Here is a 25,112-nt window from a genome sequence, read left to right as displayed (position 1 = left end):
GATATTCTCCCACTCTTGCTTGCAGCTTGAAGCTTGAAGCTTGAAACTTGCGGCTTCGCTTTGAACACAGAGGTCGCCGAATGCCATCCGTTATTTCCACCGACGTGCTGATTGTCGGCGCTGGTGTCGCCGGCCTCTGGCTGAATGCGCGCCTGCGTCGCCAGGGGTTTTCGACCGTGCTGGTGGAAAGCGCCAGCCTCGGCGGCGGGCAGAGTGTGAAGTCCCAGGGCATCATCCACGGCGGCGCCAAATACGCGCTGCATGGCGCCCTGACGGGCGCCTCGGAAGCCATCGCCGACATGCCGCGCCGCTGGCGTGAAGCCCTGGCCGGTGACGGCGAGCTGGACCTGACCGGCGTGCGCCTGCTGTCCGAAGCCCATTACCTGTGGTCCCCCGGCACCCTCGCCGGCAACCTCACCAGTTTCTTTGCCAGCAAAGCCGTGCGCGGTCGCGTCGATCAGGTCAAGGGCGAACAATTGCCGCCAGCCCTGCAAGACAAGCGCTTCAAGGGCAAGGTCTATCGCCTGGCGGAACTGGTGGTCGATGTGCCGAGCCTGATCCAGCGCCTGGCCGATCTGGCCGGCGATGGCTTGCTCGCCGGGCAAAAGATCGAGCCGCTGCTGGAAGGCGGCGTGCTGGTCGGCCTGAAGGTGGACGAGCGCGAGATCCGTGCCCAGCGCATCGTCCTGAGCGCCGGCGCCGGAACCGCGGCATTGCTTGAATCGCTGGGCCTGAGCCAGCCCGCCATGCAGCGCCGCCCGTTACACATGATCATCGCCAAGGGTCCAAGCCTCAAACCACTGTACGCCCACTGCCTGGGCGGCGGCACCAAACCGCGCATCACTGTGACCACGCACCCGGCGGCGGATGGCCAGTGGGTCTGGTACCTGGGCGGCGATATCGCGGAATCCGAAGGCGTGACCCGTGAGCCCGCCGAGCAGATCGCCACCGCACAGAAAGAACTCGGCCAATTGCTGCCATGGATCGACCTGAGCACGGTGCAATGGGCCACCTTGCGCGTGGATCGCGCCGAACCGCTGCAATCAGGCCTGACCCGTCCCGACAACGCCTTTGTGGCCGAGGAAGGCCGACTGCTGGTGGGCTGGCCGACCAAACTCGCCCTGGCACCGGACTTCGCCGACCGCGTGATCGCCAGCCTGACCCGCGACGGTATCCAGCCAAGCCACCCGGCAGCACTGCCTGAATTGCCGAAGCCGCCGATGGGCGTACCCGCCTGGGAGCAACTGCTGCCATGAGCCAACCGACCCTGCACGACTTGCATCGCCCGCTGGGCAGCACCGGCCTGCTGGTTTCTCCCCTGGGCCTGGGCACGGTGAAACTGGGCCGCGACCAAGGGGTGAAGTATCCCAACGGCTTCCAGATTCCCGATGACGATGAAGCGCGCATGCTGCTCAAGCTCGCCCGCGACCAGGGCATCAATCTGATCGATACCGCCCCGGCCTATGGTCGCAGCGAAGAACGCCTCGGCCCGTTGCTGCGTGGTCAGCGCCAGGACTGGGTGATTGTCAGCAAGGTCGGCGAAGAGTTTGCCGACGGCCAGTCCCGTCACGACTTCAGCGCCGCACACACTCGAATGTCGGTGGAACGTAGCCTGCAACGCCTGGAAACGGACTTCATCGACCTGGTGCTGGTGCACTCCGATGGTAACGACCTGGCGATCCTCAATGACGGAGAAGCCTATGACACCCTCGCCAAGCTCAAGGCCGAAGGCAAGATTCGCGGTTTCGGCTTTTCTGGCAAAACCGTCGACGGCGGCTTGAAGGCGCTGGAGCAAGGCGACTGTGCGATGGTCACCTACAATCTCAACGAACAAAACGAGAAGGCCGTCATTGACTATGCTGCTGCACACGGCAAAGCCATTCTGGTCAAAAAAGCCCTCGCCAGTGGTCATGTATGCCTGAGTCCGGGCGTGGATCCGGTGCGCGCCAGTTTCGAGTTGTTGTTTGAACATCCGGGTGTTGCCAGTGCTATTGTCGGGACCATCAATCCGCTGCACCTCGCCCACAATGTCGCGACCGTTGCCCAGGTCCTACGTAGCCACTGACGCCGCCCACGCGGCCTTAAGCAGGAGCCGACATGTCGCGTACGCTCATCAGAAAGAACCCGAGCAACTTCAAGACCCTGCCGTTATTCGTCGAAGCGACCCCCGAAGGCCTGGCTTATCAGAGCGTCGGCAGGCCGCTGAATTTCTCCCAGACCCTGCAACGTCGTCGGCCGGTGACGGTCGGCGATAGCGAACGGTTTGCCCTGGAGCTGGCCAACCTCGGGGTTTCGGTGCGCCTGACCCTGCATTGGCAGAATCGCGACTATTGGGTGCTGGTGCGCCAACGCCGGCAGGACCGTGGCGATGTGGTGCTCAAGCTGATCTCCGGTTACGTGCCGGCCCATGAACTGAACCTGCCCTTGCACACGGCGATCCAGGAGATAGCCGAAGAATGCCTGCTGGAAACCCCGGAAGGCTGGCTCAGTGGACGATTCAATGACACCTGGCTGCCAGCGCCCTACTCAGCCGCCCTGCATTACCGTGAAGCCCTGCCGTTTCGCTTGTCGCCACTGTCCGGCTCGGCGCGGCCGGTACGTTGCGCCAACCTGATGCTGATAGAGCGCCCGCGGGCTTACGTGCATTTGCCAACGGCGTCACTGCAACTGATTTACGACTTGCGCCTGGACGTTCCCAAGGAAGCCAAATCACTGAGCCTGTTCCATGTCGATGAGCGACTGGAGGGTGATCAACTCGTTGCCCGCCTCGACCGCAAGCGCCCCGATCTGTACTTGATGCCCTTGCAGGACGGGCATCCAATGGCTGAGCTCTACACCTTGAAAAAGGATCAGCTGTACCCCGCCAGCACGCGCGGACTGTATCTGGCCGAGAGTTTCGCCCGACAGGAAGGCTGGCTGGTTCGCGATGAGCGAATTCGCTGGAAGGACTGGGTGAGGCAGCAGGGTCTGACCCCGCCGGTGAAGGATTCAGGGTTGGCGCGGTTGCGCGGGAAGGCCAAATTGCTGCTGAAGAAAATCGTGCCGCGCAAGGCGGCACGATAGCAAGATCAAGTGGGTTTGTTGTGGCCAGGGGGCAAGCCCCCCTGGCCACAACAAACCCACGCCACAATCAGGACTTGCGGATCTTCTCGACAATCGCCGTGGTCGAGCTGTTTTCCACCAGCCCCAGCACTTTCACGGTACCGCCGTAGGCCGTCACGATGTCCGCGCCGACCACCTGGTCGATCCCGTAGTCGCCGCCCTTGACCAGCACGTCCGGCTTGACCGCGCTCAGCAGGTTTTCTGGAGTGCCTTCCGAGAAACTGATGACCCAGTCCACCGCACCCAGACCAGCCAGCACCGCCATGCGCCGGTCGACGCTGTTGATCGGACGGCCCGGCCCCTTCAGGCGGCTGACCGATGCATCGTCATTGATCGCCACGATCAGGCGATCGCCCTGGGCCCGCGCCTGTTCCAGATAGGTCACGTGACCGGCGTGCAGGATGTCGAAACAACCGTTGGTGAACACGATCCGTTCGTTGTGCGCGCGGGCATCATCGACCGCCAGCAACAGCTGCTCAAGGCCCAGCACACCGCGCTCGGAACCCTCCTCGCGCTGAATCGCACGACGCAATTCCGGCGCACTGATGGCAGCCGTACCGAGCTTGCCGACCACAATCCCTGCCGCCAGGTTGGCCAGGGCCACCGCGTGGGGCAGTTCTTCGCCAGCGGCAATCGCGGCCGCCAGGGTGGAAATTACTGTGTCGCCGGCACCGGTCACGTCGAACACTTCACGGGCTCGGGCCGGCAAGTGCAGCGCCGGATGATCCGGACGCAGCAAGGTCATGCCGTGCTCGCCACGGGTCACCAGCAAGGCACCGAGGTCCAGGTCGTGCATCAGCTGCGCGCCCTTGCTCACCAATTCGTGCTCATCGGCGCAACCACCGACGATGGTTTCGAATTCGTTGAGGTTTGGCGTGATCAGGCTCGCACCACGGTAGATCGAGAAATCCTTGCCCTTGGGATCGGCCAGCACCGGAATGCCGCGGGCACGGGCGGCCTGGATCAGCGCCTGATGGTTTTTTAGCGCGCCTTTGCCGTAGTCGGACAGCACCAGCACCTTGATGCCTTCGAGCAACTCGTCGACCTGCGCGGCCAGCGCCAGCGCGTCGGTGGCGAAGGGTTCTTCGAAGTCGATGCGCAGCAGCTGCTGGTGACGGCTCATGACCCGCAGCTTGACGATGGTCGGCTGGTGCGCAATGCGCTGGAAGATGGCCCGCACGCCGGCGCCCTTGAGGCTGTTGACCAGGCTGTTGGCGGCTTCATCGTCGCCGGTTACACCGACCAGCGAGGCCGGAGCCCCCAGGGCGGCAATGTTCAAGGCAACGTTGGCAGCACCGCCCGGGCGGTCTTCGATGTGATCGACCTTGACCACCGGCACCGGCGCCTCAGGAGAAATCCGTGAGGTACCACCATGCCAGTAACGGTCGAGCATGACATCGCCGACTACCAAGACAGGGGCTTGATCGAATCGCGGCATGGACAACTTCATGGTGCAACCCACATACAGAATGAACAGGGGCGCGATATTAACACAGGGTTGGTGTCGGCTTGTGCGGTGGCTGCAACCGGATGATTCGCCGGGTTTTATTGCTCATTTTTTGAGCAGAAAACCCGCCAGACGACAGCACGCCTCGCTCATTTCCATCGCCTGTGTATCGATTTCGCACTCCGCGTGCAGCGGCGCCTCATAGGGACTGTCGATGCCGGTAAAATCCTTGATCCGGCCTTCCCGGGCAGCCCGATACAAACCCTTGGAATCACGTTGCGCGCAAACCGCAAACGGCGTGCTCACAAACACCTCGATGAAGTCTCCATCGGCAAACAATCGACGCGCCGCCTCGCGTTCGGCCCGGAACGGCGAGATCGCCGCGACGATCACAATCAACCCCGCATCGACCATCAGGCGCGCCACCTCGGCAGTGCGCCGGATATTTTCCCGACGGCATTCAGCCCCCATCCCCAGGTCACGACACAGACCGGCGCGCAGGTTGTCGCCATCGAGCACAAACGTGTGCAGCCCCTGTTGATTGAGTTGCAGCTCCAGTGCGTTGGCCAGGGTTGACTTGCCGGCCCCTGACAAACCCGTCAACCAAAGACAGCGTGGTGTCTGCGATTTGAGGGCCGCACGGTCCTCGCTCGATAGCAATAACGGGTAGGGCCTGATCGAGTGGCGGGACAACGACACGGCTTCATTCATATCCTAGCGTCTCGTAATCACGCTGATAGACCCGCCGTACCAGCCTGCGGGTGCGTACCGTGCAGAACTCGCGCGCCAGCATCGGGCGCCGCTGCTGCGACCGGTTCACGTGGGGCAGTTCCACCGGATAGCCCAATTGCTCGCAAACCTGCCTGAAATCCCGCTCCAGGTGTTCTTGGTAGCCGACGAAATCCAGCGCCAGATGCCCCATGGAGTCCGTCAGGAAGTCCGTTTGCGCGGCGAAGTGCAACTGTCGCTGGATCGTTTCCGGGTGCAGCCAGCGGCCGACGAAGTCATCAAAGTCACGGTAGTGGCTGACCAGTTTCTGCGCCGCGTGATCCCGTTTCCCCAAGGCATTGCCCCTCAGGAATGCGTAGGCCGAGTAGGCCCTTTCCAGTGGATCGCGAACGAACGCGAACTTGAAGCTGGCGGCAAACTGCTCGGGAAATTGCTGCTCGTACCAGTACAACGGCAAGTGGCCCGGGCTCCAGTCGTCAAACATGGCCGCACAGACACTGCTGCCGGCACATTTGGGGACGTGGATGAACAGGCAGGAACGCTGTTCGAAGGGCTTGGGGAAACTGACGCTGGCCGACATCGACTTGTTCACCACTTGACGGTCCACGACCGACAGGCGCCCCAGCAGAAAAGCCCGTTGCGGCTTGGGCAACAGCTTCCAGAGATAACGTTGCAACATGCAGACACCCGCGGGAAAGGGATGGCCCTCTCGATTCAAGTCAAAGTTCGTTCAGGAACCTTAACAAGCACGTTGCCGAGATTTATTCCGGTTTGGTCAAGAAGCGTAAAGGTCTGGATACAAATTACCGGACGCGTTGCACGCCGGGTATGCGAAAGGGCGAGCCAGGCTCGCCCTTTCAGGATCAGGCGATGTCTTCGGCCGGGGCGTCGAGGCCCATCGCGTTGAGGCGCGAGTAGTAGCCGTTTTGCGCCAGCAGTTGTTCATGGGTGCCGCGCTCGACGATTTTCCCCTGATCCATGACCAGGATCAGGTCGGCCTTCTCGATGGTCGACAAGCGGTGAGCGATGACCAGCGTGGTGCGACCTTTCATGACCTGATCCAGGGCAGCCTGAATATGCCGTTCGGACTCGGTATCGAGTGCCGAAGTCGCCTCATCGAGAATCAGCAGCGGAGCATTTTTCAACAGTGCCCGGGCAATCGCCAGGCGCTGGCGCTGGCCACCGGACAGCAGCACGCCGTTTTCCCCAACCTGGGTGTCCAGGCCTTCGGGCAATTGGGCAATGAAGTCCATCGCATAGGCATCTTTGGCCGCTTTTTCAATGTCTTCACGGGGTGCGCCGGCCAAGTCGCCATAGGCGATGTTGTTGGCCACGGTGTCGCTGAACAGCGTCACGTGCTGAGTCACCTGGGCGATATGCCGACGCAGGTTCAACAGCTTGTACTGCTCCACTTCGACGCCATCGATGAGGATTTCGCCCTTGTCGTGGTGATAGAAGCGCGGAATCAGGTTGGCCAGGGTCGACTTGCCGCTGCCCGAACGGCCCACCAATGCCACCATTTGCCCGGGCTCGACCGAGAAACTGATGTCATTGAGTACCTGACGCTCGGTGTCAGGGTAGGTAAAACTGAGGTTGCGCACGTCCAGGCGACCGCTGACGACATCACGCTCGACGGTGCCGGTATCGACTTCAGGCTCGACATCCAGTTGCTCGAAGATACTTTCAGCACCGGCCACGCCCTTCTGGATGGTCGAGCTGACTTCGGACAGCTGGCGAATCGGCTTGGGCAGCAGGCCGGCCAGGGTGATGTAGGCCACCATGTCGCCGGCGGACGCATCGCCCCGCAGGAACAGCACCAGGAACATCAGCACGGCCATGGCGGTGTAGATCACCAATTGCAGCAGCGGCGTGTAGATGGCGCCGGTGCGGGTCATGCGCAATTGCTTGTCGGTATTGCCCTGGCTGGCGTCGAAGAAGCGTTTTTCTTCGTACTTTTCACCGCCGAAGCTGCGGACCACGCGATAACCCTGGATCGTTTCGGACGCTACATGCGTCACGTCCCCCATGGCCAGCTGGATTTTCTTGCTCTGCTTGCGGAATTTCTTGCTGGCCGTACGCACCATGATGGCAATCAACGGCAGGATGGCGACCATGACCAGCGTCAGGCGCCAGTTCATGAACAGCAGCGAGGCAAACAGGAAGATCACCGTCATGCCTTCACGAATTACGACCTTGATCGCATCAGTTGCCGCCCCCGTGACCATGGTCACGTTGAAGGTGATACGTGAAATCAGGTGCCCCGAGTTATGCTTGTCGAAATACCGGTTTGGCAACACCAGCAGGTTGTTGAACAGCTGGACCCGCAAATCATGGACCAGACCAAGGGAGACCTTGGCCAGGAAGTAGTTGCCCAGGTACGACCCCAACCCCTGCCACGCGGCGATCAGGATGATCAACAACGGCACCGCCTGCAGCAGTTGCAGATCCCGCAGGTAGGGGACGGTTGGAAACAGCGCCGCTTCAGGGTTGGATAGACCGTCGACGAAGTACTTGAGGATGTAGCCCAGCATTGGCTGAGTCGAAGCGAAAATCAGAAAACCGACGATGCTGATCAGGAACAGGCTGATGTACGGCCGAACATAGCCGAGCAGGCGGAAGTAGATTTTCAAGCTCGATGGGCTTGCGCAGAGACTGGAGTCGGTCATATCACGCGAATGTCGATGAAAAGGACGCTGACTTTAGCACAGCTTCCCCTGGGTTCTGGCAATCGCATACAGTCTGTGTATTGTGGCGCGTTAACTCGCCACCAGATGTCCCTGCCTTGGTACGGTCGCTCAATTTAGGAATAAGTTACTCAGCATGCAATTAAACGCTTTGTACAGCACGTCCAATAGAATCTTCGATTTCATTTGTTTGTGGATCCTTCCGCTCGGTTATTTATTGCTGCTTTGTGCACTGTTTTTCCTGCCGGGGCGCAGCGTGCATCACAAACTTTACTATGGCCTGTTCAGCATTCCGACACTGATTGCACTGTGCCTGCGTCCGCGGTTCAGCAAAGAACTGCTGCACGAACCGATCGCCATCGCAGCTCTGCTATTTCTGGCCTGGGCACTGCTCAGCCTGTACTGGGGGCCAGGCGACGACATCGGGTTTGGTGAGTTCAAACCGCCATTGCATACCCTGATGTTGTTCGTCGGCTGCTACCTGCTGGTACGCTATCGCAGCGAGATCATTCAGCCCCTGGTGTTTTGCGCCGCGATGGTGGCGCTGATCGCCTCTGTCTACAACCTGTACAGGTTCGGCCAGATCTACCAACCGGAAATGCGCCTGATCGGTGCAGGCGCGTTCGACAGTCCACTGCTCAGCTCCCACGTTTTCGGCTTTTTCTGTACCTACTGGCTGAGCCTGAGCATGACCTGCAAGCGACGCCAGGTACTCTGGTTGAGCATACCGGCGATGGTGATCATGTTCGCCACAGTGCTGGCCACCGGCTCCAGAACCCCACTGGTTGCACTGACGCTGGCTGCGCTGTGGCTGTGTTTCATCTGCTGGAATCGACGCTCGGTCTTCATGCTCGGCTCCATGCTCATCGCCGGAACGGCGACGTTCGTGCTGTTTACACACAAAATCATCGAAAGAGGCAGCTCCTTCCGTATCGAGATCTGGCAGATGACCTTGGACAAGATCGCAGATCATCCATGGATCGGGCACGGCTACAACGCCGAGCTGGCCTTGGACCCAGGCGTCGGCTACAGCCTTCAGGAGCCCCATAGCTTTGCCCTGGGCGTGCTCTACTACGTCGGCATTATCGGACTGCTGCCATGGCTGTTCTTCCTCGCGTGGAGCTTCATCAGTAGCTGGCGCCATCGCGTGCAACCGCTGTTTATCATTGCCTCAGCCTGGCTGGCCTTCGGTATCGGTGCGGGCCTGACCGAAGGTGGCGGGATTATCTCTCGCCCCAAGGAGCACTGGTACTTGCTGTGGATCCCCTTGGCACTGATTGCCGCATTGAGCATCAATCAACGGGCCAGGCGCCTGCTGGACAGGCCGATCAAGAGCGCGACGCCAAGCGCCCTGCAACAGCTGACTGCCGATGCCCGGATCATCGAAGAGGATGGTTTGGGCCCCAAAGTCCTGCGCCTGAGCGATGGCAGCTTTCTCAAGCTGTTCCGCCGCCGCCGCTGGTATACATCGGGCAGTTTCACACCCTATTCCGAGCGTTTTGCCGTCAACAGCGTGCAACTGCGCAACAGGGGCATCCCGACACCGCACATCCTCGACCTCTACCGGTTCGAAGACGGCAGCACCGCAGTTCACTACTCTCCGTTGCCAGGCAACACGCTGCGCCAGATCCTGCAAGGCATCACCGCACCAGCGGTGCGCCAGGCACTGGTGGAGCGTTTCGGCAAGTTCATGGCTCAATTGCATCAGCAAGGGGTCTACTTCCGCTCTCTGCACCTGGGCAATGTGCTGGTGCTGGCGGACGGCGAGTTCGGCCTGATCGACCTGGCCGACCTGCGAATATACCCTTCATCCTTGAGCCCTTCCCTGCGCCGACGTAATCTGCGCCATATGCAGCGCTACGCAGAAGATCGGCACTGGCTGTTCGACGACCACTTCGAAGCGCTGCTGCAGGGATACGCCGCGGCGGCTTCAAAATCCGACGTGGATAATTTGCACAGGCAAGTGCTGGCCGGAAGCCCTCCGGCCCAGGCTCACCGATGACAGAAACCAACCCGCTTATCGCGATGACGGCCTACCTGCTCGCCATCGCGACCGCTGCTCTACTGCTGCGCACCGTGCCGAGATTCACTCGACAGCTGGAGCATCGCGGTGAAAGCCGCTTTGCCGGCATCGACGGCTTACGCGGGTATCTGGCCTTCGGTGTGTTTGTGCACCACTCGATCATTACCTGGATCTTTCTGCAGACCGGCGTGATCGATTTTCCGCCGAGCAACTTCTACTCGCAGCTCGGCCAAGGCAGCGTTGCCCTCTTTTTCATGATCACCGGTTTTTTGTTCTGGGACCGCTTGCTCACCCACGGACGGCAACACGACTGGCTGGCGTTTGCGCTATCACGGCTGTTTCGCCTCTACCCGCTCTACCTGCCGCTGATGCTGGCCGTGTTTGTCAGCGTGTTTTATTTGCAGGGCTGGGAACTCAAGGATTCCGTCAGCCAACTCTTTGGTCAGACCCTGGCCTGGCTGACCTTCGAGCGGCCAGACGTCAACCAGTACCACCAGACCGGCATGTTGATCTCCAACGTCACCTGGACACTGGGGTACGAGGTGTTTTTCTACCTGGCCCTGCCACTGGCCGGCATGGTGTTCATTTATCGCGGCGGCCGGATGCAGACGGCGCTGTGCCTGATCGGCATCTACACCCTGTACCAGATGGTCGGCTGGGAACACTCGCTGAAGAAGCACATCCTGGCCAGTTTCCTCGGCGGCATTGCCGCGGCGTACTGGATTCGCCGTCCACAATGGGTCGCCTGGAGCCTGTCTCCGCTGGCGGGCATCATCGCCCTGCTCGCTTTGGCGATAGCCTTTACGGTGTTCAGCCGGGCATTCAATCCGGGAGCGCTGCTGCTGCTTTCACTGTTTTTTGTGATCGTGGCGTCCGGCAATACCTTGTTCGGCGCCCTGAGGCCACGCAGCATCCGCTGGCTGGGGGAAATCAGCTACAGCACGTATTTGCTGCACGGTTTCGTGCTCTGGATACTGGTGCAGCGACTGCCGCCGATATTGCATCTTGACGCCCGGGAAGCCTGGGTCTTCCTGCCGTTGCTGGCCGTGTGCAGTTGTCTGCTGATCATCATCAGCAGCCTGACTTACCTGTACATCGAAATGCCCGGTATCAATGCCGGCAAGAAAACCCTGCACTGGTTACGCCAGAACAGGAAGCCGAGGAAAGAACTTTTGGAGGAGACGGCTCAACAACGTTGAGCAATCGTCGTGGCAAGTCGCCGCGAAACATCCCGCGCCTGCGCTCTCCCCCTTGAATCCAGCCTATGGCTCAGTCTTTCTCCAACCGTGAGAAATACATCCGGCCCAACCCACGCCAGGTTTTCTTGTTCCAGGCCTTGAACGGAATCTGCGCCAGCAACTCCCGCGCCAGCTTGCGATCACGGTTGGCGGTCTTGAGGAACATGGAATTGAGAAACTTGTAGCGCACCTCGTCATACAGCGGGTGATCGCTGAAGAGCGCGTAGGTGCGCAGGATGCTGTCGATCATGAAGCGGTGGTTCTTGTAGGAGTTGGTGGCGTGCTTGCGATAGCGCGCCATCAACACGTTCAGACCGTCGATGAAGTAACCGGCATGGGTCACCTTCAGCTCGATCAGCAAATCTTCCAGGCGAATGGTCGGGTCGAAACCGCCCACCTTGTCCAGCGCTTCGCGACGGATCATCAGGGTGGGGGCCGGAGGATAGGGCTTGCGTTCCAGGAACATGTCATCGAAGTCCAGGCGACGGAACGGCACATCCCGGCGCTGGCGCTTCTCGGGGTAGAGATTGCCGTCGGCGTCGATCAGCTCGATGTTACCGGCGCAAATGCCGACCTCGGGCTTGCCGTCCATATGAGCGACCTGGGTGGCGATTCGCTCCGGCAACATGATGTCATCCGAACCGAACGGCACGATCAGGCTGCCCTTTGCCCGGGCAATCGCACCGTTGAGGGTGTTGGTCAGCCCCTGGTTTTCCTGAACCCGGAAGTCAAAACCATGGATGACCTGTAACGCCTTGATCCGCTCGACGCTGTCATCTTTCGAGCCATCATCGACCACCAGCAACTCGATGTTCCGATAGGTCTGGTTGAGGACGCTGAGAATGCTTTCCTCGATGTAAGGGGCGTGGTTGTACGACGCGATGATGACCGTGACGATGGGTTGCGCGTCGTTCATGGCTGTTCCTTGCGGGCCTGTTCCAGGCCGGAGTCGATCAGATTGAGGTATTCGCGACGGAACTCCTCGATGTCATGGTGTTGCTGCAGATAACGGAAGGCCTGCTCACCCTTGGCCTTGAGTTCGTCATCCGAAAGGCCAAGGTAAGTGTCCAGCGCCGCCTGCAGCGTCGGCACATCCTTCGGCGTAATCGCCAGGCCACCGGCACCCTCGATGAGCGGCAACATGGCCGGCACGTTCGAGGCAATCACCGGCAAATGCCCGCTCATACCTTCAAGCAGCGCCAGCCCGAGGCCTTCGGCCAGGGACGGCATGGTCCAGATGTCGAAAGCGCGGATGTACTGCAAGGCGATTTCCTTGAAACCCAGCAAATGCGCACGACCGCTGAGGCCGAGGCGGTCGATCTCCGCGGCCAGGCGCGACTCTTCGCGGCCGGCACCAATGATTGCCAGTTGGGTATTCGGGTATTTGTCCTTGAGCGCGGCAAAGGCCTGCAGCAAATAGATATGACCCTTGACCGGCACCAGTCGCCCCAACGCACCGATCAGCCGCACCGACGGATCGATGCCCAACAGTTCACGGGCCTTTTCACGACTGTGTTGCAGGCCTTCGGCTTGCTCGATGTCGATGGCATTGGTGATGGCGTAGGTATTCTGGTCAGTGAAGCCGCAGTCACAGTCCAGCAGATACTGCTTCACCGCTGGCGACACGCCGACGAAACGCCAGTGACGATCGATCAGGCGCTGGGTCTGGCGGCGCCGATAAAAACGGTCGTACTCACCAAAGCCATGGGAAATGCCGATGCACAACGGCACTTTCAACCAGCGGTTTAGCGCCAGCATCATGTTCACCGGCTTGAAGCGGTTGCAGATCACCACATCGAACTTTTCCCGACGGCAGAACTTGTACAGCTGCCACATGGCCCGCAGGCGCATGCCCTTGAGGGACTTGTCGGAAAATTCGAAGTACACCGAACGGTCGGCTCGGCTCACCGCTTCGCCCGGCCCGGGTTTGCCGCGCAGAAACGCGGCGGTCACTTCATAGCGATCACTGGGCAGGGCCTTGACGATTTGCTCCGCGAGGTCGGCGAAATCATGGGCTTTGACGTTGTAGTCAGGCTGCAGTTGCAGGACCTTTAACCGCTGACTCATAACTCTCCCCGCTGAGAAACATTGCCTGGTGTGTGCTTGAGGGACCACAAAAGCTCGTGGCGCCGGACTGCCTTGCGAAAGAATTCGTTCTCGCCATAGGTGGGCGGCAACCGGCCGGCCAACATCCGTTGAATCAACCGACGCAAGCGGCGCTTGAACGGCATCGCCGACTGCAGGTCGTGCATCATGCCCAACGCCATGGCTTTGTCTCGCTGTTGCTCCAGCGGTAACGGCAGGCAATAAGGCTGCATCGGTTGGACCGGATCGAAGGCTGGCGGCAAGGCGATGCCATCACCGGTATCGCCCATCGGCCAACGGTCGTTGTCGTGCAGATGGTTGGCATAGCCCAATAGCGTGGTCGGCTGCCAGTCCAGGCCTTGCAAGGCTTCGAGGACTGCCGCCTGAGCGCAGATATGATCGGGATGCGGATCGAGGGTCGGATGCGGCAGGACGATGACCTCGGGCCGGGCCCGCAGCAGCAACTCTCGCAGATCCGCCAGCAGATTGTTCCAGGTCGGCGCGCCATCGGCATCGCCGGGCAGCGTGAAAGGATTCAACTGACGGAACAGCCGGGTGTCGCCCAGGTCCGCTTCCCGCGATCCCGCCGCCACCGCAGGCGCGGCCTGCATGCTCGCCAGTTGCAGGCAGAAATAACCCAGTTGTACGCAGTGAGCCTCGGGTACACCGGCCCAACGTGGCACCGCGATGCTGTCCCAGGTGCGCAGACGACCCTTCAAGCGGGCCGCATCGACCTTGTTCAGGCCCATCTGCTGAAAGTGTTCGGCTTCGATTTCACCCGCTGTCAGCGTGACGATCCAGGTTTCGTCGGCCTGACTGTACAAACCGTAGGCCGCCAGTTCGGCGTCATCGGCGTGGGGCGCGATGACCATGACCCGCTGACGCCGGTAATCCGGATGTTCCAGTGCCCACAGCACAGGCTCACCGAACACACGACAGAAACGCCCGCGCAAACGCAGGTCACCACGGGACAGCGCCTGAGCCTGACCACTGAGATTGAGGTAACGCAGGCCGTTCACGCCCCGTTCGAAGGTTTGTCGGTCAGGGTTTTCGCCCCCCGCCAACTCGACCACCGGATCGAAAAACCGTCCCAGCCAAGTGCTTTTTACCCGCAGCGCCAGTACCAGCGTCGCGTCGTCGACCAGCATCACGCCCTCGTCCAGCCGCAAATGTTCACCGCTCAGGTGCACCTTGGGCTGTGGCGTGTAGGGGGGAAAGCTGTACTGGTAATCGTCTTTCGGTGAGTAGAACAGATGATCGGCAAACCAGGCTTCGTGGGCAATCCAGCCCAGAACCGCCAGCATCATCGGCAACCACCACGCCACCGTCACACCCATGACGATCAACAACGCCAGCGCAATCAACAGGCCGATACGTTTATTGCGCCGATGGCGCTTGAGCAGTTGCTGTTTGCGGCTCATGGCTTGGCTCATACGGTGAAGACCGGCACGGGGTTGCACCAGCGATCCTTGTATTCACGGTCGGCGCGACCGAAGGAAAAGCGCAACGGTTTGTCTTGCGCCCGGGCATGCTCCCAGGCGCTTTGCGTATTGAGGAAACTCAGCACGCTGCCGGGGCTGAACTCACGGGTTTGCGGATCGACCCCGCCGTTGATGTACTCAACACTGATCCACTGCGGGGTTTCGACGCGGTACACCAGTTGAATTGCAATCGGCGCATCGTTGAGGAAAATCACCGAACCGATCAGCAACTCGCGCAGCAACTCTATGACCTCGGCCATGCGTTCGGCACCCGTCGCCGGGAAACCCCAGCGGCGCTGGAACAAGTCGCAGTAAATCGCCGCAAGATCGAAGCTGGAAAATTCGGACACCGGCCGCACCACGCCACCGGCCTCTTCCAGCAAGCGCAATTCGCGGCGCTGGTTATAGCGAAATTTTTTCGACAGTTCTTCGGGCGTGCGGGCCATGGCCAGTTGTTCGGTCTGCAACTTGATGCCAGTGAAACGGCCTTCGTTCAGCGCCGACAGGTACCGCGCGCGATGGCGCAAAGGCGCCTGGCTATCGGCAGCGGCCGGCAGGATGATTTCGGCGTTGCCCAGGTCGAACAGACCTTTCTTGCCGCGACGCTTGAGCACGTCCTTGGACAAGGCCAGGTCGCGGCCCCAGGTCGGGATCGCCGCCTTGACCTCATCGCCCTGCACCCAGGCCAGGTAACGCACCGGAATGTCGGCCAGTTGCGCCAGCCGCTCGACCACCACAGGATGAGTCGCGACGCTGCCGCCATAACGCTGCCAGGTTTCGGCGTAAGTCGAGGCGTCGACTACCGCCCAGCCACGCTCGCGCCAGCCTTGAAATCGGTTGAGCATCAGCCCCTCGGTGCCAGTTCGGTAACGTGCGGCAAGTGCCAGAAAGCATCGCGCACTGCGCGATCGGAGAAGCGTTCGCGCAAGCGCTCGAGCATCAACTCGGCACACTGCCGGCGTTGCTGATCATCCATGCCGGCCAGATGTTGCAGCCCCTGGGCCAGACGCTCAGCATCGCCCAACGGGAACAGGATGCCCACGCCTTCGACCACCTCTTTCGCTCCGCCGCAGGCCGTGGCGAGCAAGGGTACGCCAGCGGCCATGGCCTCCAGCAGCACCATGCCGAACGGTTCGTGATCGGAGCTCAGGGCGAACACATCGAAGGCCCGGAAGTAGTTGCGCGCATCCGGCACCTGACCGAGGAACAGAACCCGGTCACCGATACCCAGTTCCCGGGCCTGAGCCTTGAGGTTCTCCTCCAGACGCCCCTTACCGAGAATCACCAGCTGGCTGTTGGCCGGCAACCCCGGCAACGCCTCGGCGAAACCCTGCAGCAACGTAGCCTGGTCTTTGTCCGGATGCAGCCGTCCGACGTTGCCGACGATCCACGCATCCGCCGCCAGCCCGAGGGTTTCCCGGGCCTCGCGAGCCGACACCTGGGTCACCTGCAAGGCGTCCACGTCGATACGGTTGTACAAGGTCTGAATTCGCGAATCCGGCCACTTCGGCAGGCATTGGCGCATGTCGTCGCGCACCGCGTCGGACACACCGAGCAGGCTCAGACGCTTGCGAAAGATATGCGCGAACAGTTTACGGCTGCCACGTTTGTAATCGTCAAAAGCGTGATGCACGCCAATCACCGGCAACGACGTACCGAGCAAGGCGATATAGATAGGCTTGAAGCGGTGAGCGATGCAGAAACTGAAGTTGCGCGACGCGGCGATCTTGCGCAGATCGCCGATGGCTCCCAGCTTCAGGCCACGAATGGCCTTGGAGCTGTACTCCATGAACAGCACTTCATCGGAAGCACAACCCGCAGCGACTTCGGCATCGGCAACCCCGGTGAGAAACACCGTGGTCACTCGATAACCGGTCCCCGCGAACAGGCTGGCGTACTGCCGTGCGCAGTCCAGAAACGGTCCGTCATAGCCGTGACAGAACTGCAGCACATGGCGCTCAGCCGAACGTGTCATAGGCGTTCGCGCCCTCTTTGATCACCAGGATGTCTTCCATGATCAGATACTGTAGATCCGAACCGAAGAACATGTTCAGGGCGTCGGTCGGCGAGCAGATCATCGGCTCGCCGCGACGGTTGAGCGAGGTGTTCAGCGAAACACCGTTGCCGGTGAGCACTTCCAGCGCTTTCATCATGTCGTAGTAGCGTGGGTTGTATTCACGCTTGAGCACCTGGGCGCGGGAGGTGCCGTCTTCATGGACGACTTCCGGCACGCGGGTTTTCCATTCTTCCGCCACTTCGAAGGTGAAGGTCATGAACGGAGCCGGGTGATCGATCTTGATCATCTGCGGCGCCACGGTGTCGAGCATCGACGGGCAGAAAGGCCTCCAGCGCTCGCGGAACTTGATCTGGTGGTTGATCCGGTCAGCCACGCCCGCAATGCTCGGGCAACCGATGATCGAGCGACCACCCAGTGCACGCGGACCGAACTCCATGCGACCCTGGAACCAGGCCACCGGGTTGCCGTCGACCATGATCTTGGCGATCTGCTCCGGCATGTTGTCGAGCTTGCGCCAGGTTGGCTTATTCTCGTGACGGGCGCACGCAGCGATAACATCTTCGTTGCTGTACGACGGGCCGAGGTAGACGTGTTCCATCTTCTCGACCGGTACGCCACGGGCGTGAGACACATAGGCAGCAGCGCCGACCGCGGTGCCGGCATCGCCGGATGCAGGCTGTACAAACAGTTCTTTGACGTCGTCGCGGGCGATGATTTTCTGGTTGAGCTTGACGTTCAACGCACAGCCACCGGCGTAGGCCAGCTTGCCGGTTTCCTTGAGCACGTCACCCAGGTAGTAGTCGATCATCTGCAGCGCAATTTTTTCGAACAGCGCTTGAATGCTCGCGGCGTAGTGGATGTAAGGCTCGTCGGCGATGTCGCCTTCGCGCTTGGGACCCAGCCACTCGATCAGCTTCGGCGAGAAGTAATAACCCTTGCCCTTCTCTTTGTAGCGACGCAGGCCGATGACGTTGGCGTAGTCGGTGTTGATTACCAACTCGCCGTTTTCGAACGAAGCCAGGCGCGAGAAATCGTATTTGCTGGCGTCGCCGTACGGCGCCATGCCCATGACCTTGAACTCACCGTCGAGCATATCGAAACCAAGGAACTCGGTGATCGCGCCGTACAGGCCGCCGAGGGAGTCCGGATCGAAGAATTCCTTGATCTTGTGGATCTTGCCGTTTTCGCCATAACCGAAGAAGGTCGTGGCGTACTCGCCCTTGCCGTCAATGCCCAGGATCGCGGTTTTCTCTTTGAAACCGGAGCAGTGATAAGCGCTGGAGGCGTGGGCCAGGTGGTGTTCGACCGGCTCGATCTTGATCTTCTTCGGATCAAAACCCAGTTGCTCCAGGCACCAGACGATCTTGTTGCGATAGCGCTTGTAGCGACGGTTGCCCATCAGGATCGCGTCGAGTGCACGGTCCGGGGCGTACCAGTAACGCTTGGCGTACTGCCAGCGGGCCTTGCCGAACAGGCTGATCGGTGCGAATGGGATCGCTACCACGTCGACATCGGACGGTTTGATACCGGCCTGTTCCAGGCAGAATTTTGCCGATTCGTAGGGCATGCGGTTCTTTGCATGTTTATCGCGTACGAAGCGTTCCTCTTCAGCCGCCGCGACCAGCTTGCCGTCGATGTACAGGGCTGCGGAAGGATCATGGCTAAGGGCGCCGGACAGGCCAAGAATCGTCAATGCCACAGGGGTCTAGCCTCTTTAGTCTGCATGCAGGCGCAAGCGCCTCAAAAATTAATGTGCCCTCGCAATGGGCGAGAGACAGCTAAAGGGCGGGATTATAGCGTAAAAGCAGCGGCAAGCCTCTAGCCGCAAGCGGCCAGCAACTGCGGGGGCGACCTTGAGATTACTTTTAACCACGCGAAGGCCGCCAGTAGACAAGGATATTGCCGTCCACGCTTTGCCGGTAAATCGTGTACGGCAAGACAACGGTGTCGAGCGCACCAGACACGGCCAAGTCCAGCAATACGAGTGGTACAAGGAAACCCGTAGGGTCTGGCGGTGCATTTAATACACAGAAGTCGTAAGCCAGACCGCTGTAGACCCGGGGAATGGACTGGCAATAAGTCTTTTGCCGGCGCAGCCCCTGCGCGGCTTCGGCTTCATCCTGCAGGACGGTGGCAGCGGTCCCGCAGCCCATTAGCGACACTGATAAAACACCTGCTGAAGCTGCCATTTTGATCGTCACAGCCTGACCTCCGAGAACGTCAGGTAAACTAGCATCGGGGCGATTTCAGCCACAGTTCATGACTTCCCAAGATCGCGTAGGACGGATCACAAGAACCTGTCGCCCTTCTCGGCTGGCAGTTCCGGCCCCTTCGTCGGAACGCCGCCCGGAGCAAGCCCGCGAAAGGACCGGAGGTCCGATTCAGCCAGCGCTGGAGATGTCTTTCGGCAAACGCTGATCGATGACCTGATAAAGGGCGCTACCTTCAGGCCAATTGCGCATGAACCGCGCGCGATCCCTGGCATACGCCGGGGCGAAACTGCCGAGGGAGCCGTGCTGGCACATCGAATCGAGGTCGATCAACGCCCAGCGATCCTGCTGCCAGAACAGGTTATGTCCCTTGAAGTCGCCGTGGCTGATGCGTAAGCGAATCAACTCGGAGAACAGGTGATCCAGCGCCACCAGCTCGGCTTCCGGTGCATCGCCACGTTCAACATAGGGCGCAAAACGCTCGATGATGTCCGGCCCCGGCAGATACTCGGTGATCAGGTAAGCCCGACTGCGCAGCCACAGTAAACGCTTTTCCAGCAACGCCAGCGGCTTGGGCGTGGCAATCCCGAGGAACGCCAGGCGATTGCCTTCGCGCCACGAATGCCAGGCCCGGCTCGGGCGCCAGAAACGCTTGAGCCAGTGGGCAAAACCCTTGATGTTGTAGCGCTTGATCACCAGCGTGCGGCCATCGACCTCGACCTTGCCGACGCTCGCCGCGCCGCCGGTCTTGTACAGGTGCCCCTGATCGAGCAAGGCATCGGCCTGCTCCAGCACCGACAGCATGGCCGCTTCTTCCTCGCGGCGAATCGCCAGCAAGCCGAACGCCCCGCGCTGGACGCTGAACAGCGTGCACTCGCGGCCGACCTTGATCAGGAAGTCCTTGAGGCGCCAGCTGCGGACCTTGTCGATCTGCTTCTGCAACGCTTCCATGGGCAAGGCGTGTTCGCCGTTACTCAGCAGGTAATACACCAGCAACTCTTCAATGAAGGGCTCAATCGACTTCGGCAACTGGGCGAAGAACACCCCGAGGTTTTCCAGGACCTTCTGCCGTGACAGCGGCTGCCCCGGCGTTTCGGAGCAAATCCCGGCGCCGTCGATCAAGTACAGACGACCACGTTGACGCAGCAGGTTGTCCAGGTGCAGATCTTCCTGCCACAGGCCTTTGCGGTGCATTTGACCGATGGCACCTAACGCCTCGGCCAGAACCGCTCCTTGCCCGTCGGACAGCACGGGCTGCTGCTCAACCTGCTTCCAGGTATCACCCAGGCTTTCTGCGCCTTCCAGAAACTCGAACAGCAGCCAACCACCCTCACCCTCTTTCAGGCCATCGGCCAACAGCTGCGGCGTGGTCAATCCTTGAGCGGCAAGCAAGCGTACGCCGTCCAGCTCACGCTGGAAGTGCCGCGCAGCCTTGCTGCCGACCAGCAACTTGGCCAACACCGGCCGGCCACGCCAGACGCCGGCACCGACATAACGCTGCCCCGGCAATACCCGCAACAGGCTCAGCAGTTGTAGCTCGGCGGGGCCGGCGGCATCAGCCAGCGAAACGCTCAGCGGCAACGCCGGATTGCGGCCGGCGGACTTCAACTCGGATAAACGCATCAGCGTGGTCCCTTTTGGCTGCGCCGCGTCGTCAAACGCCGCAGCCAGCTGTCGATCAACGAGCTGTCCTGTGGTTGATCCAGATAGGCGGCCAGCAATTGCCGCAGTTGCGACTCTCCCCACTCGGGCGCGCGGCGCGCCAGCGGTTCCAGGTCCTTGATTCGGTCACGCTGCCCGTACAGCAGTGGTCGGGTCTTTTCCAGATCGATCAATTGAGCCTGATAGCTGTTGCCGGTGGCGCGCATGAAAATATGCTTAGGATAGAAACACCCGTGCACCTGGCGTGCAGCGTGCAGTTGCCTGGCCAATTCGCCACTGGCCTTGAGGATTTCCGAGTGCTGCTCAGGGCTCAGTTCATCCCAGCGCTGTAACAGCGATTCGAGGTCGTCCCAACCATCCAGGGCGCGGGTCAACAGGATCGCCCGGACTTCACCATCGACCTTGCGCTCCCCGTAGAACACCGCTTCCAGCGCCGGAATCCCCATCTTCCGGTAACGGGAGATGTTGCGAAACTCGCGAGCGAAACTCGGTTCGCCGAACGGTGCGCGCAAGGTGCGGGTCAGGTAGTTGCTTTGACGCTTGAGATAGAAACCCTGACCTTCCAGATCCAGCCGAAACACGCTGCTCCAGCCGCCGCGACCGGTGTTGGGCTCGTCCACCGCATCGAGCTGTTTGGCCCAGAGCGCCTCGAACGTGCCGAGGCCATGGCGCTCCAGCAGCGCACGGTCTTCAGCGGCCAGAAAATCAGTCATTCGCGTCCCTCGAAAAATCTCACCACGTGCCGGATGCGTTTCTTGTCCGCAGCGTTGAGCCGGGTCCGGTTGCGGTATTGCAGGTAAAAGCGCAGGCGCTGGGTCGCCGACAGTTGATACTTGGCGACCTTGTCCAGGCACGCCAGATCCTTGGTGATGCGGTACTTGAGCCAGAAACCGCGCCAGAAATCGCCGTTGGGGCAATCGATCAAAAACACTCGAGCCTCATCGTCGATCAGCAGGTTGCGCCACTTCAAATCATTATGGGTGAAGCGGTGGTCGTGCATGGTCCGGGTGTATTGGGCCAGTTGACGACTGACGGTATCGACCCAAGCGCGATCCGACAATTTCGGATCGCGCCGCTCGGCCAGTGCCGACAAGTCTTCGGTACGCGGCAGCTCCCGGGTAATCATCGCGCCGCGAGCGTAGGCCACACCGCGTCGTTCCAGCCCCCAGGCCACCACTTCGGCAGTGGGGATGCCCCACTTGGCGAAGCGCTTGAGGTTCTGCCATTCCATCTTCACCCGAGGCTTGCCCAGGTAACGCCGCAAGCCTTTGCCAGCACCCACGTAGCGCTTGACGTAATAATTGACGCCATTGCGCTCGACACGGATGACCTCCGAGAGCAGGTCACTGGTCAAGCGCTCGCCTTGCAGCGCAAACACAGCCTCGAGGCTGCCAAAGTCATCGGCCAGGTCGCTGTAGGCCGGTTCCAGTTTCCAACCCGACATCAGAGCGCATCCCCGTATCGTTGTTTACGCTCATAGAGCTTGTTGGCCTTGCCGTCGAGCCATGCCAGCAAAGACGCCTGTTCAATCAGGATCTGACGCAGCGGCTGCTGGAAATAGCCTTTGAGGAAACGCAGTTTGTCGCGGCGGGTCAGGCCGATGTCCAGCGCGGAAAAGTACAGTGCGGCCAGGTCCTTGTTACGCCAGCGCGAGGTGATCGCCGGGCGGGTCTGGGCGCGGTGCAGGTCGATCACCGAAAGCTTGAAGTCGTCGGCGGTCACCGGCTTGTCGGTGTGCAGCAGGAAATGGCAGATGTAGCAGTCGCGGTGGTTGACCCCGGCGCGATGCATCATGCCGGTCATGCGTGCGACTTCGGCGATCAGCGCGCGCTTGAGTTTTGGCTCCGGTGGCTGCTTGATCCAGTTGATACTGAAGTCTTCGAGGCTGACCGTGGGCGCCAGTTCTTCGGTAACGATGAACGAGTGCTGGTCGGCCGGGTTGCTGCCCTTCTCGCCATACGCGACGGCGGTCATGGTCGGCACGCCGACTTCCTGCAGGCGCTGAATGGCCTGCCACTCCTGACCGGCACCCAGTACAGGAAGCTTGGCAGTGAGCAGGTTCTTGAAGATTTCGCCCCAGCCGATACCACGGTGGATTTTCACGAAAAACCCGTTGCCGTCGACTTCCGTGCGTAATGTCCGGCGCGCTTCCAGCTCGCGGTACACCTCGCCCTTGAGCCCCTCGACTTCGGCGAACGGGTCGCGTCCGGCCCAGAGGCTCTTGAACGGTTCAGCCAGCATCAACTTCATTTAAGCGTGCTCCGCCAGAATCACATCGGCCGCGTGCTGCGGCATGCTGTAGAGGTCGGCTGTTTCGGCGAAGGCCAGACCATTGCGGCTCCAGGCCGCCCTTGCTTGAGCGTCGTTCAACATGCCGGTCAGGTATTGCGTCAGTTGTGCCTGATCGAACGGTTCGTCCAGCACCAGGCCCGCGTCGGCCTCGGCAATGTAATGGGCGTAACCGCACACCGCGCTCACCAGCACTGGCAAGCCGGCCACCAGCGCTTCGAGCAAAACCGTGCCGGTGTTTTCGTTGTACGCCGGGTGGATCAACAGGTCGGCACCCAGCAGGAAGCGCGGGATATCGCTACGCCCCTTGAGGAACGTGACGTTATCGCCCAGCCCCAGTGTCGCACTCTGCATCTGGAATAATTTGGGGTCGTCCTGACCGATTACAAACAGGCGAGTGCGCTTCTTCAGATCAGCGGGCAATGCCGCCAATGCCTTGAGGCTGCGGTCCACGCCTTTGGTCTTGAACCCGGAGCCGATCTGCACCAGCAGCAGTTCGTCGTCCTTGAGGTCGAATTCCGCGCGAAACCCTGAACGAATTTCACCGGCATCGGCCGGTCGGCGACGATCCTGGGCAATGCCCGGCGGCAGCAGGTGGAAGCGTTCCAGCGGCGTGTCGTAATGCTTGATGAACAGCGGTTGCTGGACTTCGGAAATCATCAGCACTTCGGTCTTCGCCTCTTTGGCGAACACCGCCCGCTCGTATTCGGCGAAGTGGCGATAGCGGCCCCAACGGCGATACAGCGAGTTACGCAAGTTCTGCGCCTTGTCTTCAAAACAGCCGTCGGCGGCATAGTAGACGTCCAGGCCCGGCATCTTGTTGAAACCGATCAGGCGGTCCACCGGACGCTTGGCCAAGTCCGCTTCCATCCACTCGCTGAGCTTCTCGTTGCGGCGATGGTTGAAGAACGCCTTGACCGGCGCCACCAGCACTTCGAAACCCGGCGGTACGTCGCCCTCCCAGATCAGCGTGTAGACGCGAATCTGATGGCCGCGCTTCTGGCACTCCAGGGCGATGCGCATGAAATCGCGCTGCAAGCCGCCAAACGGAAAATATTTGTACAAGACAAATGCCAATTGCATCAGCGCAGCTCCTCAGCCATTAACAACGTGCTCAGTCGGCTCGCGACACGCTCGGGATTCAGACGCGTGAAGCACAGGGGCCACTCGCGCTTCAGGTCAAACTGACGGCCATCTTCGGCCGTCGGTTGGTAAGTGCATTTCTTTTGCAGGCACGGTGCACAAGGGAAGTCGCTGGCCATGTGAATCTGCACCTTGCCATAGGCGCCGGTCAGGCCCGGGTTGGTCGGGCCGAACAGCGACAGCGTCGGCACATCCAGTGCGGCGGCCAAATGGCCCAGGCCGGTGTCCACCGCCACGCAGGCCTGTGCACCCGCCAGCACCTTGCCGACACCGGCCAGGTTCAATTTGGGCAACACTTCGGCGTGTTTGAAACCGGCAGCGATGCGCTCGGCCCGGGCTTTCTCCAGGGCATTGCCCCAAGGCAGCTTCACCCCTACGCCCAGGTAGCCGACCCGTTCGGTCAGCTCGCGCCAATAGGCTTCGGGCCAGTGCTTGGTATCCCAGGTGGTGCCATGCAGAAACACCACGTACGGATTCTTGCGCGGCAATTCCACCAGGCGCTCGACATTCAGACCGTAGTCACCCAGGCCTTTGGGCAAGTCATAGCCCAGCGCGATGGCGAACAACTGACGCACTCGCTCCACCGCGTGCTGCCCACGGGCAACGGCCAGACGTCGATCGTAAAAGCGCGCAGCGATGGGCTCGCGCGCCGAGTTTTTATCGAGGCCGGCCACCGGGGCCTTGACGTAACGGGTCAGCCAGGCGCTTTTCAGCAAGCCCTGGGCGTCGATCACCAGGTCATATTTGGTGGCGCGAACGCTTTGCTTGAAGCGCTTCCACTCACCGCTCTTGATGGTCTGCCAGATGTTTTTGCGCCAGCGACGGATCGCTACCGGAATCACCTTGCCCACCGCCGGATGCCAGGTCGGGATCTCGGCAAAACCTTCTTCCACCACCCAGTCGAATTTGATGCCGGGGATCGCCCGCGCCGCGTCGGTCAACGCCGGCAACGCATGAATGACGTCGCCCAGCGAAGAAGTCTTGATCAACAGAACCCGCAAG

At 60.7% G+C, this 25,112-nt stretch carries 22 protein-coding genes; 5 read left to right on the top strand and 17 right to left on the bottom strand.

Translation table 11 applies throughout. The features are described from left to right. Positions 1-80: 80 nt before the first annotated feature. From AC3ITY_RS02310 to AC3ITY_RS02300, 3 genes are read left to right on the top strand one after another with little or no spacing between them, the layout of a single operon-like run. Positions 81-1,256: an NAD(P)/FAD-dependent oxidoreductase gene (locus AC3ITY_RS02310; RefSeq protein WP_489307414.1), complete on the top strand. Its 1,176-nt coding sequence runs from the start codon at positions 81-83 to the stop codon at positions 1,254-1,256. Next, complete coding sequence (locus tag AC3ITY_RS02305) at positions 1,253-2,065, top strand: aldo/keto reductase (protein ID WP_489307413.1); 813 nt, start codon at positions 1,253-1,255, stop codon at positions 2,063-2,065. The genes AC3ITY_RS02310 and AC3ITY_RS02305 overlap by 4 nt, the downstream gene beginning before the upstream one ends. 32 nt (positions 2,066-2,097) lie before the next feature. Further along, a complete protein-coding gene (locus tag AC3ITY_RS02300) occupies positions 2,098-3,063 on the top strand; it encodes a metal ABC transporter ATPase (RefSeq protein WP_489307412.1) in 966 nt (321 codons plus the stop codon). Positions 3,064-3,130: 67 nt separating this feature from the next. Here AC3ITY_RS02300 and hldE read toward each other — a convergent pair whose 3' ends face one another. From hldE to msbA, 4 genes are all read right to left on the bottom strand, one after another. Next, on the bottom strand, positions 3,131-4,552 hold the full coding sequence (hldE, locus tag AC3ITY_RS02295; protein WP_046039763.1) for a bifunctional D-glycero-beta-D-manno-heptose-7-phosphate kinase/D-glycero-beta-D-manno-heptose 1-phosphate adenylyltransferase HldE: 1,422 nt from the start codon (positions 4,550-4,552) through the stop codon (positions 3,131-3,133). Between the two features lie 102 nt (positions 4,553-4,654). Further along, entirely contained in the window at positions 4,655-5,260 is a 606-nt protein-coding gene (gene cysC, locus AC3ITY_RS02290; protein ID WP_489307409.1) for an adenylyl-sulfate kinase, read from the bottom strand. After that, complete coding sequence (locus AC3ITY_RS02285) at positions 5,253-5,957, bottom strand: sulfotransferase family 2 domain-containing protein (RefSeq protein WP_489307408.1); 705 nt, start codon at positions 5,955-5,957, stop codon at positions 5,253-5,255. The genes cysC and AC3ITY_RS02285 overlap by 8 nt, the downstream gene beginning before the upstream one ends. 184 nt (positions 5,958-6,141) lie before the next feature. Next, positions 6,142-7,944: a lipid A export permease/ATP-binding protein MsbA gene (gene msbA / locus AC3ITY_RS02280; protein WP_223461487.1), complete on the bottom strand. Its 1,803-nt coding sequence runs from the start codon at positions 7,942-7,944 to the stop codon at positions 6,142-6,144. Positions 7,945-8,098: 154 nt separating this feature from the next. Here msbA and AC3ITY_RS02275 point away from each other — a divergent pair, with 154 nt between their 5' ends. Together AC3ITY_RS02275 and AC3ITY_RS02270 are read left to right on the top strand one after the other, a co-directional pair. Further along, a complete protein-coding gene (locus tag AC3ITY_RS02275; protein WP_489307407.1) occupies positions 8,099-9,964 on the top strand; it encodes an O-antigen ligase family protein in 1,866 nt (621 codons plus the stop codon). Further along, positions 9,961-11,184, top strand: a complete 1,224-nt coding sequence (locus AC3ITY_RS02270; protein WP_489307406.1) for an acyltransferase family protein — start codon at positions 9,961-9,963, stop codon at positions 11,182-11,184. The genes AC3ITY_RS02275 and AC3ITY_RS02270 overlap by 4 nt, the downstream gene beginning before the upstream one ends. A gap of 70 nt (positions 11,185-11,254) precedes the next feature. On the opposite strand, the gene AC3ITY_RS02265 is transcribed toward AC3ITY_RS02270, so the two are convergent. The 13 genes from AC3ITY_RS02265 to waaC all read right to left on the bottom strand — a co-directional run bounded on the left by AC3ITY_RS02265 (position 11,255) and on the right by waaC (position 25,111). Then, positions 11,255-12,139: a glycosyltransferase gene (locus tag AC3ITY_RS02265; protein WP_223461482.1), complete on the bottom strand. Its 885-nt coding sequence runs from the start codon at positions 12,137-12,139 to the stop codon at positions 11,255-11,257. After that, complete coding sequence (locus AC3ITY_RS02260) at positions 12,136-13,290, bottom strand: glycosyltransferase family 4 protein (protein ID WP_223461480.1); 1,155 nt, start codon at positions 13,288-13,290, stop codon at positions 12,136-12,138. Before AC3ITY_RS02260 ends, AC3ITY_RS02265 begins: the two co-directional genes overlap by 4 nt. Next, positions 13,287-14,729 carry a PIG-L deacetylase family protein gene (locus tag AC3ITY_RS02255; protein WP_489307405.1) on the bottom strand — a complete coding sequence of 481 codons (1,443 nt, stop codon included), beginning with the start codon at positions 14,727-14,729 and terminating at the stop codon, positions 13,287-13,289. The genes AC3ITY_RS02260 and AC3ITY_RS02255 overlap by 4 nt, the downstream gene beginning before the upstream one ends. Positions 14,730-14,737: 8 nt before the next feature. Next, positions 14,738-15,634 carry an antimicrobial resistance protein Mig-14 gene (locus AC3ITY_RS02250; protein WP_489307404.1) on the bottom strand — a complete coding sequence of 299 codons (897 nt, stop codon included), beginning with the start codon at positions 15,632-15,634 and terminating at the stop codon, positions 14,738-14,740. Then, entirely contained in the window at positions 15,634-16,764 is a 1,131-nt protein-coding gene (locus AC3ITY_RS02245; RefSeq protein WP_489307403.1) for a glycosyltransferase, read from the bottom strand. Before AC3ITY_RS02245 ends, AC3ITY_RS02250 begins: the two co-directional genes overlap by 1 nt. Continuing rightward, positions 16,748-18,505, bottom strand: a complete 1,758-nt coding sequence (locus tag AC3ITY_RS02240; protein WP_489307402.1) for a carbamoyltransferase family protein — start codon at positions 18,503-18,505, stop codon at positions 16,748-16,750. Before AC3ITY_RS02240 ends, AC3ITY_RS02245 begins: the two co-directional genes overlap by 17 nt. 166 nt (positions 18,506-18,671) lie before the next feature. Further along, positions 18,672-19,007 carry a YceK/YidQ family lipoprotein gene (locus AC3ITY_RS02235; protein WP_489307401.1) on the bottom strand — a complete coding sequence of 112 codons (336 nt, stop codon included), beginning with the start codon at positions 19,005-19,007 and terminating at the stop codon, positions 18,672-18,674. A 180-nt stretch (positions 19,008-19,187) separates the two neighbouring features. Continuing rightward, on the bottom strand, positions 19,188-20,639 hold the full coding sequence (locus AC3ITY_RS02230; protein WP_489307400.1) for a lipopolysaccharide kinase InaA family protein: 1,452 nt from the start codon (positions 20,637-20,639) through the stop codon (positions 19,188-19,190). Further along, complete coding sequence (locus AC3ITY_RS02225; protein ID WP_489307398.1) at positions 20,639-21,391, bottom strand: lipopolysaccharide kinase InaA family protein; 753 nt, start codon at positions 21,389-21,391, stop codon at positions 20,639-20,641. The genes AC3ITY_RS02230 and AC3ITY_RS02225 overlap by 1 nt, the downstream gene beginning before the upstream one ends. Next, on the bottom strand, positions 21,388-22,122 hold the full coding sequence (locus AC3ITY_RS02220) for a lipopolysaccharide kinase InaA family protein (protein WP_489307396.1): 735 nt from the start codon (positions 22,120-22,122) through the stop codon (positions 21,388-21,390). Before AC3ITY_RS02220 ends, AC3ITY_RS02225 begins: the two co-directional genes overlap by 4 nt. Next, positions 22,122-22,928 (bottom strand): lipopolysaccharide core heptose(I) kinase RfaP, encoded by an 807-nt coding sequence (rfaP, locus tag AC3ITY_RS02215; protein WP_489307395.1) that lies wholly within the window; start codon positions 22,926-22,928, stop codon positions 22,122-22,124. The genes AC3ITY_RS02220 and rfaP overlap by 1 nt, the downstream gene beginning before the upstream one ends. Further along, a complete protein-coding gene (locus AC3ITY_RS02210) occupies positions 22,929-24,050 on the bottom strand; it encodes a glycosyltransferase family 4 protein (protein ID WP_489307394.1) in 1,122 nt (373 codons plus the stop codon). It abuts the gene before it with no gap. Beyond that, positions 24,050-25,111 carry a lipopolysaccharide heptosyltransferase I gene (gene waaC, locus AC3ITY_RS02205; protein ID WP_489307393.1) on the bottom strand — a complete coding sequence of 354 codons (1,062 nt, stop codon included), beginning with the start codon at positions 25,109-25,111 and terminating at the stop codon, positions 24,050-24,052. The genes AC3ITY_RS02210 and waaC overlap by 1 nt, the downstream gene beginning before the upstream one ends. Position 25,112: the final 1 nt, after the last annotated feature.

This window comes from Pseudomonas sp. GL_091 (assembly GCF_057837725.1).
This window is presented reverse-complemented; position numbering and strand designations above follow the sequence as displayed.

Coding starts and splice junctions, on each gene's coding strand:
- AC3ITY_RS02265 (WP_223461482.1), bottom strand. CDS start 12,139: ATGAACGACGCGCAACCCATCGTCACGGTCATCATCGCGTCGTACAAC.
- AC3ITY_RS02250 (WP_489307404.1), bottom strand. CDS start 15,634: ATGCTCAACCGATTTCAAGGCTGGCGCGAGCGTGGCTGGGCGGTAGTC.
- AC3ITY_RS02260 (WP_223461480.1), bottom strand. CDS start 13,290: ATGAGTCAGCGGTTAAAGGTCCTGCAACTGCAGCCTGACTACAACGTC.
- AC3ITY_RS02230 (WP_489307400.1), bottom strand. CDS start 20,639: ATGCGTTTATCCGAGTTGAAGTCCGCCGGCCGCAATCCGGCGTTGCCG.
- AC3ITY_RS02275 (WP_489307407.1), top strand. CDS start 8,099: ATGCAATTAAACGCTTTGTACAGCACGTCCAATAGAATCTTCGATTTC.
- AC3ITY_RS02245 (WP_489307403.1), bottom strand. CDS start 16,764: ATGACACGTTCGGCTGAGCGCCATGTGCTGCAGTTCTGTCACGGCTAT.
- rfaP (WP_489307395.1), bottom strand. CDS start 22,928: ATGAAGTTGATGCTGGCTGAACCGTTCAAGAGCCTCTGGGCCGGACGC.
- AC3ITY_RS02270 (WP_489307406.1), top strand. CDS start 9,961: ATGACAGAAACCAACCCGCTTATCGCGATGACGGCCTACCTGCTCGCC.
- cysC (WP_489307409.1), bottom strand. CDS start 5,260: ATGAATGAAGCCGTGTCGTTGTCCCGCCACTCGATCAGGCCCTACCCG.
- AC3ITY_RS02255 (WP_489307405.1), bottom strand. CDS start 14,729: ATGAGCCGCAAACAGCAACTGCTCAAGCGCCATCGGCGCAATAAACGT.
- msbA (WP_223461487.1), bottom strand. CDS start 7,944: ATGACCGACTCCAGTCTCTGCGCAAGCCCATCGAGCTTGAAAATCTAC.
- AC3ITY_RS02305 (WP_489307413.1), top strand. CDS start 1,253: ATGAGCCAACCGACCCTGCACGACTTGCATCGCCCGCTGGGCAGCACC.
- AC3ITY_RS02300 (WP_489307412.1), top strand. CDS start 2,098: ATGTCGCGTACGCTCATCAGAAAGAACCCGAGCAACTTCAAGACCCTG.
- AC3ITY_RS02285 (WP_489307408.1), bottom strand. CDS start 5,957: ATGTTGCAACGTTATCTCTGGAAGCTGTTGCCCAAGCCGCAACGGGCT.
- AC3ITY_RS02210 (WP_489307394.1), bottom strand. CDS start 24,050: ATGCAATTGGCATTTGTCTTGTACAAATATTTTCCGTTTGGCGGCTTG.
- hldE (WP_046039763.1), bottom strand. CDS start 4,552: ATGAAGTTGTCCATGCCGCGATTCGATCAAGCCCCTGTCTTGGTAGTC.
- AC3ITY_RS02310 (WP_489307414.1), top strand. CDS start 81: ATGCCATCCGTTATTTCCACCGACGTGCTGATTGTCGGCGCTGGTGTC.
- AC3ITY_RS02225 (WP_489307398.1), bottom strand. CDS start 21,391: ATGACTGATTTTCTGGCCGCTGAAGACCGTGCGCTGCTGGAGCGCCAT.
- AC3ITY_RS02220 (WP_489307396.1), bottom strand. CDS start 22,122: ATGTCGGGTTGGAAACTGGAACCGGCCTACAGCGACCTGGCCGATGAC.